Source organism: Sphingobium sp. (assembly GCF_032153725.1).
Lineage (GTDB): Bacteria > Pseudomonadota > Alphaproteobacteria > Sphingomonadales > Sphingomonadaceae > Sphingobium.
This window is the reverse complement of sequence record NZ_JALDYQ010000007.1, coordinates 22460-37741: the sequence shown is the minus strand read 5'-3', so window position 1 is coordinate 37741 and position 15282 is coordinate 22460. Positions and strand designations below refer to the sequence as shown.

At 61.4% G+C, this 15282-nt stretch carries 17 protein-coding genes and 1 pseudogene; 12 read left to right on the top strand and 6 right to left on the bottom strand.

The window, feature by feature from the left end:
- The first annotated feature begins 3 nt into the window (after positions 1-3).
- The 3 genes from RUH75_RS04170 (at position 4) to RUH75_RS04160 (ending at position 2699) form a co-directional block, all read left to right on the top strand.
- Positions 4-936: an NAD(P)-dependent alcohol dehydrogenase gene (locus tag RUH75_RS04170; RefSeq protein WP_313802473.1), complete on the top strand. Its 933-nt coding sequence runs from the start codon at positions 4-6 to the stop codon at positions 934-936.
- 132 nt (positions 937-1068) lie between these two features.
- Positions 1069-2274 carry an acyl-CoA dehydrogenase family protein gene (locus tag RUH75_RS04165; protein WP_313802471.1) on the top strand — a complete coding sequence of 402 codons (1206 nt, stop codon included), beginning with the start codon at positions 1069-1071 and terminating at the stop codon, positions 2272-2274.
- A 182-nt stretch (positions 2275-2456) separates the two neighbouring features.
- The gene (locus tag RUH75_RS04160) at positions 2457-2699 is read left to right on the top strand and encodes a hypothetical protein (RefSeq protein WP_313802469.1); all 243 of its coding nucleotides are present in this window, start codon (positions 2457-2459) and stop codon (positions 2697-2699) included.
- Between the two features lie 258 nt (positions 2700-2957).
- Here RUH75_RS04160 and RUH75_RS04155 read toward each other — a convergent pair whose 3' ends face one another.
- Together RUH75_RS04155 and RUH75_RS04150 are read right to left on the bottom strand one after the other, a co-directional pair.
- Complete coding sequence (locus tag RUH75_RS04155) at positions 2958-3884, bottom strand: 3-keto-5-aminohexanoate cleavage protein (protein WP_313802557.1); 927 nt, start codon at positions 3882-3884, stop codon at positions 2958-2960.
- A gap of 52 nt (positions 3885-3936) precedes the next feature.
- Positions 3937-4827, bottom strand: a complete 891-nt coding sequence (locus tag RUH75_RS04150) for an SDR family oxidoreductase (RefSeq protein ID WP_313802467.1) — start codon at positions 4825-4827, stop codon at positions 3937-3939.
- A gap of 198 nt (positions 4828-5025) precedes the next feature.
- Here RUH75_RS04150 and RUH75_RS04145 point away from each other — a divergent pair, with 198 nt between their 5' ends.
- Positions 5026-5562 carry a chromate resistance protein ChrB domain-containing protein gene (locus RUH75_RS04145; protein WP_313802466.1) on the top strand — a complete coding sequence of 179 codons (537 nt, stop codon included), beginning with the start codon at positions 5026-5028 and terminating at the stop codon, positions 5560-5562.
- Positions 5563-5574: 12 nt separating this feature from the next.
- On the opposite strand, the gene RUH75_RS04140 is transcribed toward RUH75_RS04145, so the two are convergent.
- Entirely contained in the window at positions 5575-6840 is a 1266-nt protein-coding gene (locus RUH75_RS04140; RefSeq protein ID WP_313802465.1) for an MFS transporter, read from the bottom strand.
- A 101-nt stretch (positions 6841-6941) separates the two neighbouring features.
- On the opposite strand from RUH75_RS04140, the gene RUH75_RS04135 reads away from it, so the two are divergent.
- The 6 genes from RUH75_RS04135 (at position 6942) to RUH75_RS04110 (ending at position 12595) form a co-directional block, all read left to right on the top strand.
- On the top strand, positions 6942-7838 hold the full coding sequence (locus RUH75_RS04135; protein ID WP_313802463.1) for an SDR family NAD(P)-dependent oxidoreductase: 897 nt from the start codon (positions 6942-6944) through the stop codon (positions 7836-7838).
- Positions 7839-8062: 224 nt separating this feature from the next.
- Positions 8063-8878: a TetR/AcrR family transcriptional regulator gene (locus tag RUH75_RS04130; protein ID WP_313802461.1), complete on the top strand. Its 816-nt coding sequence runs from the start codon at positions 8063-8065 to the stop codon at positions 8876-8878.
- 225 nt (positions 8879-9103) lie between these two features.
- A complete protein-coding gene (locus RUH75_RS04125) occupies positions 9104-10021 on the top strand; it encodes a luciferase family protein (protein ID WP_313802459.1) in 918 nt (305 codons plus the stop codon).
- Positions 10022-10102: 81 nt separating this feature from the next.
- The gene (locus RUH75_RS04120) at positions 10103-10600 is read left to right on the top strand and encodes a VOC family protein (protein WP_313802458.1); all 498 of its coding nucleotides are present in this window, start codon (positions 10103-10105) and stop codon (positions 10598-10600) included.
- A 97-nt stretch (positions 10601-10697) separates the two neighbouring features.
- Entirely contained in the window at positions 10698-11738 is a 1041-nt protein-coding gene (locus tag RUH75_RS04115) for a 2Fe-2S iron-sulfur cluster-binding protein (protein WP_313802456.1), read from the top strand.
- Between the two features lie 179 nt (positions 11739-11917).
- Positions 11918-12595 carry a TetR/AcrR family transcriptional regulator gene (locus tag RUH75_RS04110; RefSeq protein ID WP_313802454.1) on the top strand — a complete coding sequence of 226 codons (678 nt, stop codon included), beginning with the start codon at positions 11918-11920 and terminating at the stop codon, positions 12593-12595.
- A gap of 288 nt (positions 12596-12883) precedes the next feature.
- Here RUH75_RS04110 and RUH75_RS23640 read toward each other — a convergent pair whose 3' ends face one another.
- Both RUH75_RS23640 and RUH75_RS23635 read right to left on the bottom strand, forming a co-directional pair.
- Positions 12884-13204, bottom strand: coding sequence for an alpha-hydroxy-acid oxidizing protein (locus RUH75_RS23640; protein WP_409592316.1), 321 nt, complete (start codon positions 13202-13204; stop codon positions 12884-12886).
- Positions 13180-13572: pseudogene (locus RUH75_RS23635) on the bottom strand (alpha-hydroxy-acid oxidizing protein); the annotation flags it as partial. The pseudogene RUH75_RS23635 and the gene RUH75_RS23640, both read right to left, overlap by 25 nt.
- 92 nt (positions 13573-13664) lie before the next feature.
- On the opposite strand from RUH75_RS23635, the gene RUH75_RS23630 reads away from it, so the two are divergent.
- Positions 13665-14120 carry an NIPSNAP family protein gene (locus RUH75_RS23630; protein WP_409592317.1) on the top strand — a complete coding sequence of 152 codons (456 nt, stop codon included), beginning with the start codon at positions 13665-13667 and terminating at the stop codon, positions 14118-14120.
- On the opposite strand, the gene RUH75_RS04100 is transcribed toward RUH75_RS23630, so the two are convergent.
- Positions 14054-14440, bottom strand: coding sequence for a VOC family protein (locus tag RUH75_RS04100; RefSeq protein WP_313802450.1), 387 nt, complete (start codon positions 14438-14440; stop codon positions 14054-14056). The two genes, RUH75_RS23630 and RUH75_RS04100, sit on opposite strands and share 67 nt — an antisense overlap.
- Positions 14441-14599: 159 nt before the next feature.
- Between RUH75_RS04100 and RUH75_RS04095 the strand changes: the two genes are divergently transcribed.
- Complete coding sequence (locus RUH75_RS04095) at positions 14600-15235, top strand: TetR/AcrR family transcriptional regulator (protein ID WP_313802448.1); 636 nt, start codon at positions 14600-14602, stop codon at positions 15233-15235.
- Positions 15236-15282 lie beyond the last annotated feature (47 nt).

Genomic DNA, 15282 nt, shown 5'->3' with positions numbered 1-15282 from the left:
TCTATGCGGCGAATACAGTATCACCGTTATGGCGGACCGGAAGAAATGCGGCTGGAGCAAGCACCCGAGCCGGTCGCCGGCAACGGCCAGATTGTCGCCCGTGTGGTCGCGGCAAGCATCAACCCGATAGACTGGCGCGTTCGCGGCGGCGCGATGAAGATGATGACCGGAAAAACTTTCCCCAAGGGAATGGGATTCGATTTCGCCGGCGTGGTTGAAGCGGTCGGATCGGACGTCAGCGACCTCAAGCCCGGCGACGAGGTGTTCGGGACCGGGATAATGAAGGTCATGGGCGCGTTTGCCGATAAGGTGCTGACCGAAACGAAGCTGGTCGCGCGCAAACCCGCGGGGGTGAGCTTCGAGCAGGCAGCGGCTTTGCCGACAGGCGCCGGAACCGCACTCCAAGCGCTTTCCGAGAAGGGCAATGTCGGGCCGGGGCACAAAGTGTTCATCGCAGGCTGCATCGGCGGCGTCGGGCAGGCGGCGGTGCAGATCGCTAAGATGCTGGGCGCGCATGTCACCGGATCGTGCAGCGCCTCCACAGGTGAACAGGCCAAGCAACTCGGCGTCGATGAAGTGATCGATTACGCGAGCGGAGACATGGCGGTGCTGGCCAGGAGCTTCGATGTCGTCTTCGAGACTTCCGGCAAGATGAACGTCGACGATGCGCTGGCCTTGGTCAAGCCCGGCGGGCGGCTGTTCGACATCAACCCGGAACCTGGCAAGTTCCTGCGCCTGCTGACCGGCAAGCCTATCCGCTTCGTATTCGGAGGAGCAAGCCGAGCACGGCTGGAAAGCCTCGCCACGTTCGCTAGTGATGGAAAGCTGCACATCGCACTGGGAGAAACCGTGCCGCTGGAGGATGCGATACCGTTGATCACCCGGCTTGAGCAGGGCGGCAAGGCAGGCGGCAAGGCGATAGTCCGCATCGATTGAGTGTCCGGCGTTTGCTGCGATCAGCCAATATGACCCGGCGCGGACGCCTTTATTGACATATATGATAATTGAGTTCAGTTCTTGCGACGCAGGTGGGCCTCGAAGCCTCATTTCAGGATTGGGAGAGAATTGATGGGTGGGACACAGGCCCCGGATGGTCAGAACGGTGGCGCCCATGATGGAAATGCTCAGGAGCTGGTGGTTTTCAGCCGGTCGCTGATTCCCACGCTGCGGGAACGCGCGGCGCGCGCCTGGGACTTGCGGCGTCTTCCCGACGAGACGATAGCTGACATTGAAGATGCCGGCCTGCTTCGCTTTGCTATGCCGCCCCGCTTCGGCGGTGTTCAGGGATCGCATGAGCAACTGGCCGAAGTGCTCACGAACCTCGCGCTCGGTTGCGGTTCGACGTCATGGACCGTCGGCATCTACATGACGGCCCCGCATTTCCTGTCGGTGATGTCCGACGAGGCGCAGGAGGAAGTGTTTTCCAAACCGGGTGCGCGAGCATGCGTATCGTTCCTTCCTACCGGCAAGGCGGTTGCTTGCCCTGGCGGCTACACGGTAAGCGGGCAATGGCGCTTTTGCAGCGGCCAGCATCACGCCCAGTTCGCCCTGCTGTCGACGTTCGCGCAGAGCGCCGATGGCGCCGATCTGGGCCCGGCGCAGATGATCGTTCCGCGCAGCCAACTGGAGTTGGTAGACGATTGGGACGTTTCGGGCCTGCGCGGATCCGGTTCCAACTCGTTGATCGCCAGGGACGTCTTTGTTCCGGCGCATCTCGGCGTGCTTCTGGCGGAGGTTGACGAGGCAAAAGCTTCGAAGCTTCGCGTCACCGATCCCTATTATCAGATCCCGCTCATTCCGCTGTTCTCCAGCCTTTCGCCCTATACGCCGCTGGGCATGGCGATCGCGGCGCTGGAGATATTTTCCGAGCGCGTCCAAAAGCGCGGCATAACCTACACCGAATACGGCCGCCAGGCCGATGCCACCGTCACCCAGCTTCAGATGGCGGAGGCGCATATGAAGCTCGATCAGGCGAAGTTCCATGCCGAACGCCAGCAGCGCGACACGATCGCCATGCAGGGCTACAGCGGCACGCTGCTTGAGCGTGCGCGATGCCGCGCAGATATGGCGTGGTCGGTGAAACTCTCCCGCGAAGTCGCCGAAATCGTGCAGAATGCGTCGGGCGCCAGTTCGATCAGCAATAGCGATCCGCTACGCCGGATCATTCAGGACCTGGAAGCGCTTTCGTTGCATTCCTTCATCCTGCATTCGACCAATGCCGAGCTCTATGGCCGCGTGCTGTGCGGCAAGGACCCTGGCGTGGTGTACATCTGAGGAAATTGGAATTTGCAGCTGCAGCAGTTCGTCGGAGGGGATCACTCCCCGCTGAATATTAGAGCTGCGCCCGTTGCCGGTGCATTTTCCAATTTCAGACAGAAGGATCATCCATGACCGATCGGAATCCACCCGTGCGCTACGTCATATTTCACCGCCCGGGCCCGAACTGGGTTGAGGGAGTGAGTCCCCTGGATCAGCCGGGAGCAGCCGAACATACCGCCTACATGTCGCGGCTGCACGACGCCGGCAACATAGATTGCGCGGGTCCGCTTCTGACTCCCGGCGCTGGCGGCATGTGCGTGCTCGCGGACGGCGTGACCGGGGAACAGGCGGACGCCTTCGGACGGGAAGACCCCGGCGTCACAGGCGGATTGATCACGTTCGAAGTCCACCCGTGGATGCAGGTCTATCGTTCAAGCTGAATGCCGCACTGACATTCAGCTCTTCGATATATTGGCTTCATCAAAAGGCCTCGCGACTGTCCGGGCGAGGATCGGCAGGGCTCTCGCCCCGCCGTCGCGAGATGCCGGCACCGGGGCGGCTGCCCGGAGCGCGCCGCGTAAATATAAATCGCATCGCGAGGGGCGAAGCCCCGAAGCAATCCAGGGCGCTGCGCGCGCGGCCCTGGATTCCTCGCCTATAATTCGCAAAGACGAAGTGGCGCAGATGTTCTATAAGCCTCAGAAGCCAACCTTGTCTCCGCCCTTGAGCTGGAGGATGTCGCGCGCCTCGTCGGGGCTGGCGATCTCGCCGCCCAGGCCTTCGATGATCTGGCGCACCTTGGCGACCTGGGCGGCATTCGTTTCGGCGAGTTGCCCCTTGCCGATCCACAGCGAATCCTCCAGTCCCACGCGCACATGGCCGCCCATGGACGCCGCCATGGCCGCGACCCGCATCTGGTTCGATCCTGCCGCCAGCACCGACCAGCGGTAATTGTCGCCGAACAGGCGGTCGGCCGTGCGCTTCATGTGCATCACGTCCTCGGGATGCGCGCCGATGCCGCCGAGCAGGCCGAAGCAGGTCTGGATGAACAGCGGAGCCTGCACGAGGCCGGCTTTCCAGAAATAATGCAGATTGTAGAGGTGGCTGGTGTCATAGCACTCGAACTCGTAGCGGGTGCCGGTCGCGTTCAGCGTGTCGAGCGCATAGCGAATGTCCCTGAAGCTGTTGCGGAAGACGAGGTCGTGGCTCGCCTCGAGCATCTCGGGCTCCCAGTCGAACTTGAACTCCTTGAAGCGCTCCAGCATAGGGAACAGGCCGAAGTTCATCGAGCCCATGTTGAGGCTGGCGACCTCGGGCTTCCACGTTTCGGCTGGCTTCACCCGGTACTCGACCGGCATGTAGGGAGAGGCGCCGGTGGTGATGTTCACCACGACGTCCGAACTTTGCTTTATAACCTTAAGGAAAGGCTCGAAGTCTTCCGGTGTGTGCACCGGCTTGCCGGTTTCCGGGTCGCGCGCGTGCAGATGAACGATCGCCGCGCCGGCTTCGGCCGCTCCCAGCGCGCTCTCGGCGATCTCGGCTGGGGTGACGGGCAGGTAAGGCGACATCGAAGGCGTGTGGATCGATCCCGTGATGGCGCAGCTAATGATGACTTTGTTTTTCATGGTCTTGGTCCTGAGCGGCGCGTCGTTTGCGGCGGGCCGGATGGGGGATGGCTCAGGCCTGTCGGGCCTGCGCATCCTGCTGAAAGATCGCGAACTGGGTGCGCGCGAATTGTTCGAAACTGGTTAGTGGCCGCCCCAGCAGCCAGGTCAGCACATTGGGATTGCCGACGAAGTCGTGGCTGGAATAGCGCGCGCTGATCCCGCGTAGCACATTGATCTGGTGTGTGAACTGGCTGCGATCGCCATCGCCGAACAGCGCGGTGAGGTAATCATCGGCGCCGATCTCCTCGACCGCGATGGGCCTTCCGGCAACCTGCGTAAGGATCGCGCCCATGTCATGCCCGGTAAAGCGACCCTCGCCGCACAGCTCGTAGGTTGCGCCATAGTGCCGCTCACGCTCCTTGAGGACGAGGAGCGCGACATCGGTGATATCCCCGATATCGACCATCGACTGGCGCCGGTCGAGCGACCACGACAGCCGGAATACGCCGTCGCGAAAGGTCGGTTGCATGCGCCAGGGCGCCATGTAGTTGGCCGGCTGGAGAATGGTGAATTCCAGCCTGGAGGAAAGCAGGTGCTCCTCGATATCGCGCTTGATCTCATGCTGGACGAGGTCGGTGGTGATGGCGTGCAGCACGGAACTGAAAACGAAGTGACCGACCCCCGCGGCGCGCGCGGCGTCGACCATCCGAAATCCCATCTCGCGCTCGCGCGGGTGGGCGGAAGGGCCGATGTGATAGATCTGGTCCACGCCGTCGATTGCCCGGGCGAGCACGTCCGGCTCGGCGATATCGCCCACGATCACGTCATGGACACCGGAGGCGCGGAGCGCAGCAGCGGATTCCTCGGTGCGCGTGCAGGCGCGCAGGACAAAGCCTGCCCGCAGCAGCTTGGGTGCCAGCAATCGCCCCTGGTTTCCGTTCGCGGCGGTCAAGAGCAGCATGATTGGATTTCCTGTCCCCAAATGCCGATGCAAGAGCGCCGGTTCGCCGGGTCCTTCGGCCTCGCGTTCCGTGCCGCGAGTCTGGCCGGATCGTCCATAATTATCTTGCATAAAAATTAAATGCTGGCAATTCGTCGCCTTGAGTATCGGGCATCGGCCCGTCGCCGAAATCCGATGCAGCGGCTAAGGGAGAGTGCCATGAAGTGGGTGACAAGGGATCATATTCACATGGACCGGGTCGCTTCTCCGTGGCTCATCCTGCGCTTCATCGATCCCGAGGGTGAGATTGGCTTCCTTCCTTTCGCCGACAGTTACGACATTCCCCAAGACGCGATCCCCTTTGCCATTCCCGGCGTGGAGATCGGCCCTCACGACGCGGAAGGTTCCACCTTCCGCAAGCTGATGCGCAAGTACGATGTGCAGGATCCCGCGCTCGAACTGATGGCGGATGTCATCGAGTCGGGCGTCCATCATGTGTTCCATCACCATGAGCCCGGCTACTCGGTGGCAGACCTCAAGGAACCCATCGGCGTCGGTCTGGATGCGATCGCGCATGGCATGCTCTGCGCGTTTCCCGACGACGCTGAGAATCTGCGCATGAGCATGGCCATGTACGACGGGCTCTACATGTATTGCCGTTCAGTGCTGCTGCTGCGTGAGAAGCCCGAACTCGGAAAGCTTCCCCCGCCCGCAATGTGGGACCGCCAGCGCGAGGAACTTCACCGCAAGCCGTGACGGCCGCGTCGATCAGCCGCCGCGCTGGGAGAGCAATCGCGCGACCCGGCTGAAGTGGAACAGGCACCAGGGCAGCGTCAATCCGACGGTGATGAGCATGCCCCACCGCAGCGATTGAGCGCCCAGCGACGGTGCGAGCCAGTCGCTGATCATGCCGATCATCAGCGGGCCGCCGCCGAGGCCGATAAACGCGGCGCACATTGCGATCGCGGCCGCCGCAGTCGCGCGGGCTTCGCGCGGGACAAGGCTCTGCACCAGCGCCAGCAGCGGTCCGCCGGGGATTGCCAGACAGAATCCCATCATGGCCGAGCAGGCGAAGGCCCGGTTCGGTGTCGTCGACAGGTAGAGGCCGAGCATCGGGGCTGCGCCAAGCAAGACACCGCCAATCGCTACGCGGACCGGCCAAACCGCGCCGCGCCGGATCAGCCTGTCCGCCAGCAGCCCTCCGGTCACCATCCCGGCGATCCCGGCCAGCCCGTTGGTCATTGCCAGCGTCGGGCCGATCTGCATGCGGGGCAGGTCGAAGCTGCGTTCGAAAAAAGCGGGAAGCCACTGCGTCTGTGCGAACATGAGCAGCGCCAGGCTTGCCTGCGCGAGCGGGATATGCCGAAACAGAGGGTCCGCGAGCAGCTCTCGCAGCAGGCCCATCGATGACTTTGGCTGGGTCATGGCGGCAGCCTTGCCGGAGCCGGGCTCAGCGATGGTCAGCCAGATGAGCAGGGCCAGCACTACGCCGGGAGCGGAGACCACGACGAAGGTCATGCGCCAGCCGAGCCGGGCCTCGATCAGGCCGCCGATCAGGAAGGCCGTCAGCAGCCCGATAGTGCCGCCGCTGCCCAGAACGGCCAGCGCCGTGTTGCGTTGCTGGGGCGGGAACAGGTCGGCTATCAGCGCCTGAGAGGAGGGCAGGGCGCCCGCCTCCCCCGCGCCCACGCCAAAGCGGGCGAAGGCGAAGGCGGTAAAGCTACGCGCCGCTCCGCAGATCGCGGTCATCACGCTCCAGACCACCAAAGAAATCGCGATCACGTCGCGCCGGCGGCCCCGGTCGGCCAGTCGGGCAATCGGTATGCCGAAAACAGCGTAGATCGCCGAAAAGGCAAACCCCGTCAGCAGGCCCAGTTCGGTATCGGAAAAGCCAAGGTCTGCCTTGATCGGCTGCACCAGCACGGCCAGCACATAGCGATCGATATAGCTGACGATCACCGCCAGGGTCAGCATCGTCAGAACATACCAGGCGCGAAATCCAGAAGCGGCGGGTTGCAGGTCAATCGTAGCCATCCCGATCCATTATCTCCCGTCAGGCCTGCCCGATGCGGGGTTGCAGTATTTCATATGTCTGTCAATATTCATTGAAGGGATGATGTCGGGAGAGAGTTGTTATGAGTGGCGCATCTGTTCTGATCACGGGCGCGAGCAGCGGCTTCGGCAGGTTGATCGCGACTACCCTAGCCGAGGCGGGGCACAGGGTTTTTGCGGGAATGCGGGCTATCGATGGCCGCAATGCGGATGTGGCGCGCGAGATTGCGGCGTTTCCCGCAGAACATCCCATCGTCCCAGTGGAATTGGACGTGACCGACGACGCGTCGGTCCAGAAGGCGGTGCGCACGGTCCACGACACGGCCGGCCAGATCGACGTGTGCATCTCCAATGCCGGTGTAATGTGGCTGGGCAACGCCGAAGCCTATTCGGTCGGCCAGTTCGAGGATATCCTGCAGACCAATCTCATCGGGCCGTTTCGCTTGTACAAGGCCGTGCTGCCCGGCATGAGGGCGCGTCGGGACGGGCTGCTGATCACGGTTACATCAATTGCGGGACGGGCCGTCGCTCCAGGTTTCGGCATTTATGGCGCCGGCAAGGTGGCGCTGGAAACCTTGACCGAAACCCTGGGTTACGAAGTGGCGGGGCTGGGTATCGATGCCGTCACCGTTGAGCCAGGGCCGTTTCCGACGACCAATCTTGCGGCAAGCCAGCGCGACCCCGAGGATCAGGATATTGTTGCCGCATACGGCGAATTCGGGCGCTTCCGCGAACGGATACAGGAAAATTCACGCGTCGTCGGGGCGCAGCACATGGATCAGATGGATCCCGCTCTGGTCGCCAATCTGATCCGCGATCTCATCGCCATGCCGAAGGGCGCGCGTCCGGTCCGTCAGACGGTCGGGATCGATTTCGGACTTCAGGAAGTCAACGAGGCAAGCAGGCGGTTCCAGAAGGGGTTTCTGGGCGCGCTTGGCGTCGGCGATGTCGAACGGCCCCGGCGCGAAGAACTTGCCTGACGGAATCTTTGCTCCTGGTCCGATCGGACGATTGGCAGGGCAGCGCCGTGTTGTCCGGACAGTAGGCGAGGCGAGGGCGGGAATTGCCTGGTGAAATTTGACAAACGGGAAAAATTCGTCTGGTTGCAAGGCTCGCGGGCACTATGGGTTCGGGGATGCTGCAGTGCCGTTCAGGTATGCAGTTCGCAAGATAAGGTCTCAGCGTGGCAAGGCAGAAAAGTACTATGAACGATCGGGGCACAGCAGGGAGCGACAAGTCGGCTACTCGTTCCAAGCTGGTCGCGCCCACCCGCCGCCCCGGGCGTCCGCCCGCAAGCGAAAAGGGTGAAATTAGCCGTCAAAGCATTATCGAGGCCGCGCTCAAGCTTTCCAAGACCATTTCCCTGCAGGATCTTTCGATCGTGGTCGTGGCACGTTCGATGAACGTCACGCCGGCGCTTATCCATTACTACATCGGCGGGCGTGACTGGTTGACGTCCGGCGTCATGAACCTGTTTTACAAGAGCCTTCTGCGCAAATGGCCTCAGCCGACGGGTGACTGGGAAGAAGATCTCGTGGCGGCGGGGAGGCGGCTCTTCACCCACCTCTCGGCCTATCCGGGCATTGCCGCCTATCTGGTTTCGCACAATCGCTTCCGCATCTTCCAGATGGTGGGCTTAGGTGACAGGGACTATGGCGTCGAAATGCTGGAACGCTTCGCCGGCATTGTGCGGCAGGCGGGTCTCTCGCCCGAGCGAACTGGTATATACACCCATCTCATCATGGACTTCCTGATCAGCACGGCTCACGGCACGTCTCAGAAGCTGTTCCCAAGCGAGCACCGGCAGTTCCTTGAGGAAAAGGTGGCCAAGCTCGATCAGGAAAAATCCGCAAATATCCTGTTTGCCCGGGTATCCCCGCTTCATCTCGACGGGGCGCTTGCATTCGAGGAAGGCATAAGCCTGTTCAAGCTCGGCCTGCAGCGTGACCGTGAAGTTGAAGGCGTGGTGAAGGGGAAAACGGCAAGGAAGCCGCGCAAGACGGCCAAAGTCGGGGCATAATCCGCCGCAAACGGTCTTCGTCTACCCTAAAAGTCTGGGCGAAGGGGCTTGAGGCGAGGCCTCCCGTGCGAGGCGCGGCGAGCTGCGGAAATGGGGTTGGGCCGGGATATCTGGCACGACAGGCACCGGTTCTGGCATCCAGAAGGTGTGGGCGCGCCTCCATGGAGATTGACGCGACGCCCCATCATTGCTACCCCTATTAATTGTTTGGAGAGGAGTTTCCATATGTGTGTTTCGGTTGATGCCGTGCTTGAACGGGAAGTGATTGTCCCGGTCGGCTCCGAGGAGGCTTTGAGTCAGCTCGCCGCCTACCGGAACAAGCATGGACTTCCCGGCGTGATAGAGCCGCTGGATACCGAAATGCTGCAGTACCACGAGACGGCCTTGGTGGTTTCGAGCGAGGACGAACTCGATCAGTGGGTGCGCGCGACGCATCCCTACCAGATCGAATTGCTCGGCGGCGTTCATGAGCATGGTGCCGCGCCCGGGATCTCCGACGCCATTCGTTATGTCGTGCTCCGCGCCAATGGCGCCGAAGGTGTGATCGGCGGCGCGAAGCCGGGAGAGATTTCGCCCGCCGCGCGGGGTTGGAGCGTTTGGGTCAGGTATTATCCGAATGGCCGCACCATTTTCGAAAGGCCCAGCGGCGACAAGGATCTGTTCCCAGGGCGTCCCTACAATATTCTGTTGCCTCAGCGTCGCGGCCTTCCGCCTGCCACCGGTTCCACCTTGCCGCACCAGCAGCTTACCGAACTCTCGCCGCCCGACATCCGGGCCCAGATGCGGCAGTGGATGGATACGTCCTTTGACTTCGTCCGCACCGGGCCGAGTATGGTCTCGGACCATGTTACCCATGCGATGCACCTGAAAGGCGTTCCGCTTGGCAATAAGGCGCGCATCCTGACGCCGTTCCCCGGCGCCACCGAATTCGCGCACCAGCATGTCGATGGCAGTTGGCATCTCTCGCTTCCCGCCGAGGATCGCTGGGAAGTTCTGGTGAAGGGTTGGGGCGCGATTCATCCGGTCGCAAAGTTCGGTGTAAATGCTATCATGTTCTATGCGCCGCGCAACGCCAATGAGATGGCCTTGCTGAAAGAAGCCGTCATTTTGTCTTACCGCTATGCGCGCGGCGAGGTATTCTGAAGTTTGACGGGTGGCGCAGGCTGGGTCTGGCAAGTTGATGCGATCCGCCACCGCCTGGATGATGAAATTGGGAGAATTGACATGATCATCGAAGATGCCGCGTTCGAACCGAACAACCAGAAGTCGATCGTGAAGCCCTATGCGCTCACGCATGGCACGATGGAGTGCCACGACCTCAAGCAGACCCGCAGATTCCTGGAGGAATTCCTCGGCATGGAATGTGTGCGGCACGCGCCTCCGGGCATGGTGATGCGGTGCGGGATGAAGTTCCACATCGTCTGCCTCGAAGTGGGTGACGAGGTGCGTCCTTGCACAATCGCCAATCACTGGGGTCTCGACGTGCGCACGAAGGAAGAGGTCGACCAGGCCCATGTCAAGCTCACAGAGCTGAAGGACTACTACGGAATCAAGACGATCATGCCGGTGGAAATGCAGCACGGCGTCTATTCGTTCTACTTCGAGGACATGAACAGCGCGTGGTGGGAAATCGAATATTACGACGGTTTCCTGCACGATGATTTCTTCGACTTCGGCGACCGCTACACGGATACTGTGCTCGAAACCGACATCAAGCAATAATCCGCGATCCCCATGCCGCCGGCGCCGGGCGTCGGCCGCATGCTTGGGGAAGGATGCAAGAACGGACCCGTCAAAGCGTTATTGGGAGAAAGTGAGCTTGAGCTACGTCGTCAAAATTCAACCGAGCGGCAAGACCTTCGAGGTGGAATCCGGCGTGTCGATCCTGAGCACGGCGCTCAAGCGGGGCATCAATCTGCCCTATGGTTGCCGCATGGGCACTTGCTGCACCTGCCGCGGCCGGGTGACCGAAGGCAAGGTCGATCTGGGTCATGCGCACCATTCGTATCTTCCGCAATCGCAGCGCGATGAAGGTTATGCGCTGCTGTGCCAGGCCTCCGCGCTGAGCGATATCACCATCGAGGTCGATGAACTGCCGCCGCTGGCGCCAGCAGTCGAATTTCCGGCCATGGTCAGGTCGATCGAGATGCTGGCATCCGACGTGGCGAGAGTGGTGCTTCGCGTGCCCTTGCACCTCAACTTGCGCTTTACGGCCGGGCAATTCGTTGACTTGATTCTCGGTGACGGCGTGCGCCGCAGCTATTCGATCGCCAGCGCGCCCAGGCTCGAAGGTATGGTCGACTTCGAATTCCACATCCGGCACACGCCGGGCGGCCTGTTCACTGACCGCGTTTTCGGCGACCTCAAAACGCGCGAGAAGTTCAATTGCGAAGGGCCCCTCGGCACCTTCTTCCTGCGCCAGTCGGACAAACCGGCGATCATGCTTGCAAGCGGCACCGGATATGCCCCGATTCGCTCGATCCTGCTGGATACGCTGCCGAAGAACGGCGATCGCGAATTCGTCCTCTACTGGGGCGCCCGCGTCAGGCAGGATCTCTATCTCAATGACGAGGTTGAAGCGCTTGCGCGCGAATACCCGAATTTCCGCTATATTCCCGTACTTTCGGATGCGACGGTAGCGGATAACTGGACCGGTCGGACGGGCTTCGTCCACCGCGCAGTGATGGTAGACTATCCGGATATGTCGGAAGTGCAGGTCTATGCCTGCGGTGTCCCGATCATGGTCGATTCCGCCCGCGCCGACTTTGCTGAGCGCTGCAGCCTGCCGCTCTCCGAATTCTTCGCGGATTCCTTCGTCACGAGCGCCGAAGCTAACGTGGGTACGACGGAAAGCCCCTGACGTTGAATCAATAGCAGGTGGGGCATGGTGGCCGCCGGACATATCCCACCCGCATCCCATTAAATGTTGGGGCCAGGCTCGAAGACTGCAGCCGGCGTAAAGAGCTAGATTATCGATACGATGATCTGAAATGGAGCAGGGAACTTCAAATACGGGTATTGGGAGAGGAGGGCCGCTCGATGAAGCGGAACGCCACCGAGGGTTTTCAGAAGCGAGATTACAACAGAGCCCTTCGACGCGAAAAGATCCTGGATATCGCTCGTCGATCGTTCATGGAGCACGGCTATTCCGCGACTTCGATGTCCGATGTCGCGGCGGAACTGGGTGGCTCGAAGGGGACGTTGTGGAGTTATTTCCGCTCCAAAAGCGAACTGTTCAGCGCGGTTCTCGATGAAGCGACGGCTTCATTTCAGCGCGAACTTAAAGACGAACTTATTCTGTCGGGAGACTTGGATCAAACCGTTCGGCAGTTCTGCCAGCGATTCTGCCGGCGGATTACATCGCGGGAGGGCCTGAGCCTCCATAGACTTCTCGTCAGCGAGACACTGCGACAGCCAGAACTGGGCACGATCTATTACAATCAGCTTTTCAGACCTAGCGAGGAATTTCTTGCCGCCTTCTTCGACAAGTGCGTTAAGCTGGGCACGCTGGGCACGCTGGGCACGCTGGGCACGCTGGGCACGCTGGGCACGCTGGGCAACGAAAACGGACGCAACGCGGCGCGCGCATTGATTCGCATCTGCTTCGGGTACCTGCATGAGCGGCTGCTTGAGGGGCGGGTCGAAATTGGCACCGTCGAAACGGAAGCCGAGGCATCCCGGGTGGCCGAAGTGTTCCTTCGTGCATTCGCTCGATAGAAGTCACGAAATTGGAGGGTTCGAAGAACACCGTCGGCATCAAACGAGCGGAATTGAAGATCGGCCTCGCCAATGTCGTCTACAATATAGGCCTCAGCTCGAGCGTATCAAAGCAACTTGAGCAGTACACCCACGGGGCTGGAGTTACCGGCAAGAGGCCGGAGCGACATAAATCTTCGCCAGCATCCCCCGACAACGCTCAAATTATCAGCCTCACAGCACAAAATCCGGTTCTTCCATCCATCTTCCGGCTCAATCAATCAGCGCGCGCAATCCGATTCAGGCGGATCAAAAAGCGCTCTGTTGAATGAGAATGTTCTGATCGACCTTCTCCACGGTACGGCATCTGGCATGATCGAGCTGTGTGCCGCCGTGGTTCGAGACCGAAATCCCATCTGCCCCGGCCGCAAAGGTTGCAACGGCATCCTCCGGATCCAGTACGCCCTTGACCAGAATCTTGCCGGCCCAGCGGCTCCAGAGCCATTCGATATATCCCCATGTGCGCCGGGATCGAGGACGTTGGCGAGGCCTTCTGCAGTGCTGAACTCCGGGCCGCTGAAGTTGCCTGTTCCCAGCTTTTTTCCGCTGGCGATCGTCGACAGCAGCCAACCCGGCTGAGCGAGATAATGGCCCACCGCCCTGGCATCCGGGCGCTGCCCAAGCCTATTTCGCAGATTGTTATGGACCTGTGCCGGAACCTGCGAGTCGACCGTGACTATGAGCACTGGCGCGCCGAGTGCGGCGGCCCGGTCCAGCAGCGACTGCATATGGCCGCGATCCTTGAGCGGCATCACATGGAACCAGAAGGGGTAGTCGATTTCTCTGCTGATCTCTTCCATCGGTGCGAGCGACAGCATGCTCAACCTGAACGGGACGCCTGCTCGCCTGCGGGCGCCCGGAGAATGGGCGCCCTGAACAAGCTTATCATCCTTCGTGGTTTCGACAGCGACTGCGGTTCCTGGCGGAACGGAAGAGATTCGGGGAGTCCGGAAATCCGTTTGGTTGTGCCGATTTCTGCTGGGACTGAGTCTGGTCTCGATAGCTACCGGCTTTCCCCGGCTTTTCCGCGATCGAGCCGGGGGACCACGGGCCTTATTACGAAATTCGAACCTACCGGATGAAGCCAGTCGGGCTAGCGCGCCTGATGCCCGAATGGGCGGAGATTGCGCCGCAACGGAGCCCCTTTTCCCCCTTGCTGACGGCCGCTTATGCGATCGACGTGCCGACACGAATGATCCACATCTGGCCCTATGCCAGACTCGAAGCCCGAGCCGATGCAAGAGCGGACGCGGCGCGGAATTGTGAAGGCTGGCCCACGCCGTCGGGCTTTGACTGGATTGACGCTGACAGCATGAGCAACGCGATTTTCGTGCCATATCCTGGTTCGCCGCTGCACCAGCTAGCGCCACATGCCAAGGCCCGATGCGTCGGACCTTGGCATCGACTGTCCTTATCGGCCTATTCGGGGTTGAAAGTGACCGCGATGAGCTTGTTGCCCACCGGGTCGCGCAGATACGCGCCGTAATTTCCCGGAGGGCCAGATTCGCGGTGGCCCGGCTTGCCCTCGCAGGTTCCGCCGCTGGCGCATCCCGCTGCGTGGAACACCTCGACGGCGCTGCGCGTCGGCGCCTTGAAGCCGATAGTGATACCGTTCCCGAAAGTTGCCGGCTCCCCGTTTATGGGCACAATCACGATCAGTTGCGGCGCGGCATCGCCATACATGACGTAGACGTCGGGAATGCCGCCCAGGTTCTTGATGCCGAGCGGGGCCAGCGCGGCGTCGTAGAAGCGCTGCGATTCGGCAAGATCGGCGGTGCCGACGGTCAAATGGTTGAAGATGGACATAAGCTCTCCCGGTTTGCTGCTGCGATCGGCCGGTGCCGTGCCGGCTATGGCTAACAATAATTGACAGGTTGCTCAATAAGACTGGTGCGGGAATTTGCGCTCGTCCATGTCGATCGAAGCGGGCATTGACTTGATGATACCGGCCGGTATCATCAATGCATGAAACGGGTTGCCGCAACCGATCAACGGAAGGACCTCCAAGCCGTGCGCCGGCTAGCGATAGTGGATGCTGCGCGGACCATCTTCTTTGAATTCGGCTTCGGCGGCGCCTCCATGAATGCGATCGCAGCCAGGATCGGCGGTTCGAAGACCACGCTCTGGGCCTATTTCGCCACCAAGGACCTGCTGTTCGAGGCCGTGGTTGACGACCTGGTCGAGCGCTACGGTTCGGTAATCGAGGGAGTGGCGCTGGATTCCGCGGATGTCGCGGGCACTCTGCGCCATTTCGGGCTGGCCGTTCTGGAGACGGTGACCTCGACCGAAGTCATGGCGCTTCATCGCCTGGTGGTGGCCGAGGCGGAGCGTTTTCCGGCGCTGGGCCTGTCCTATTTCCGCAAGGGGCCAGGGCGAGCGCTGGAACGGCTCGCCCGCTTCTTCGCCGATGTCGCGCGCGGCGGGCTGCTTGCAGTCGAGGATCCTGATCGCGCGGCTGCTTATTTCCTGGCGATGTGCGAGACCGGGGGTGCGCAAAGCCTTCTGCTGGGCCTGGAAGCGCCGCTGGCCCCGCAAAGGCTGGGCAAGGATGTCGACGAAGCCGTCAGAACGTTCTGTCGCGCCTTCGCGAAAAGAGGATAGCCGCCCCGTCGCCGGTTTCGGTGTATGGTTGGGCAAGGAGAGGATAA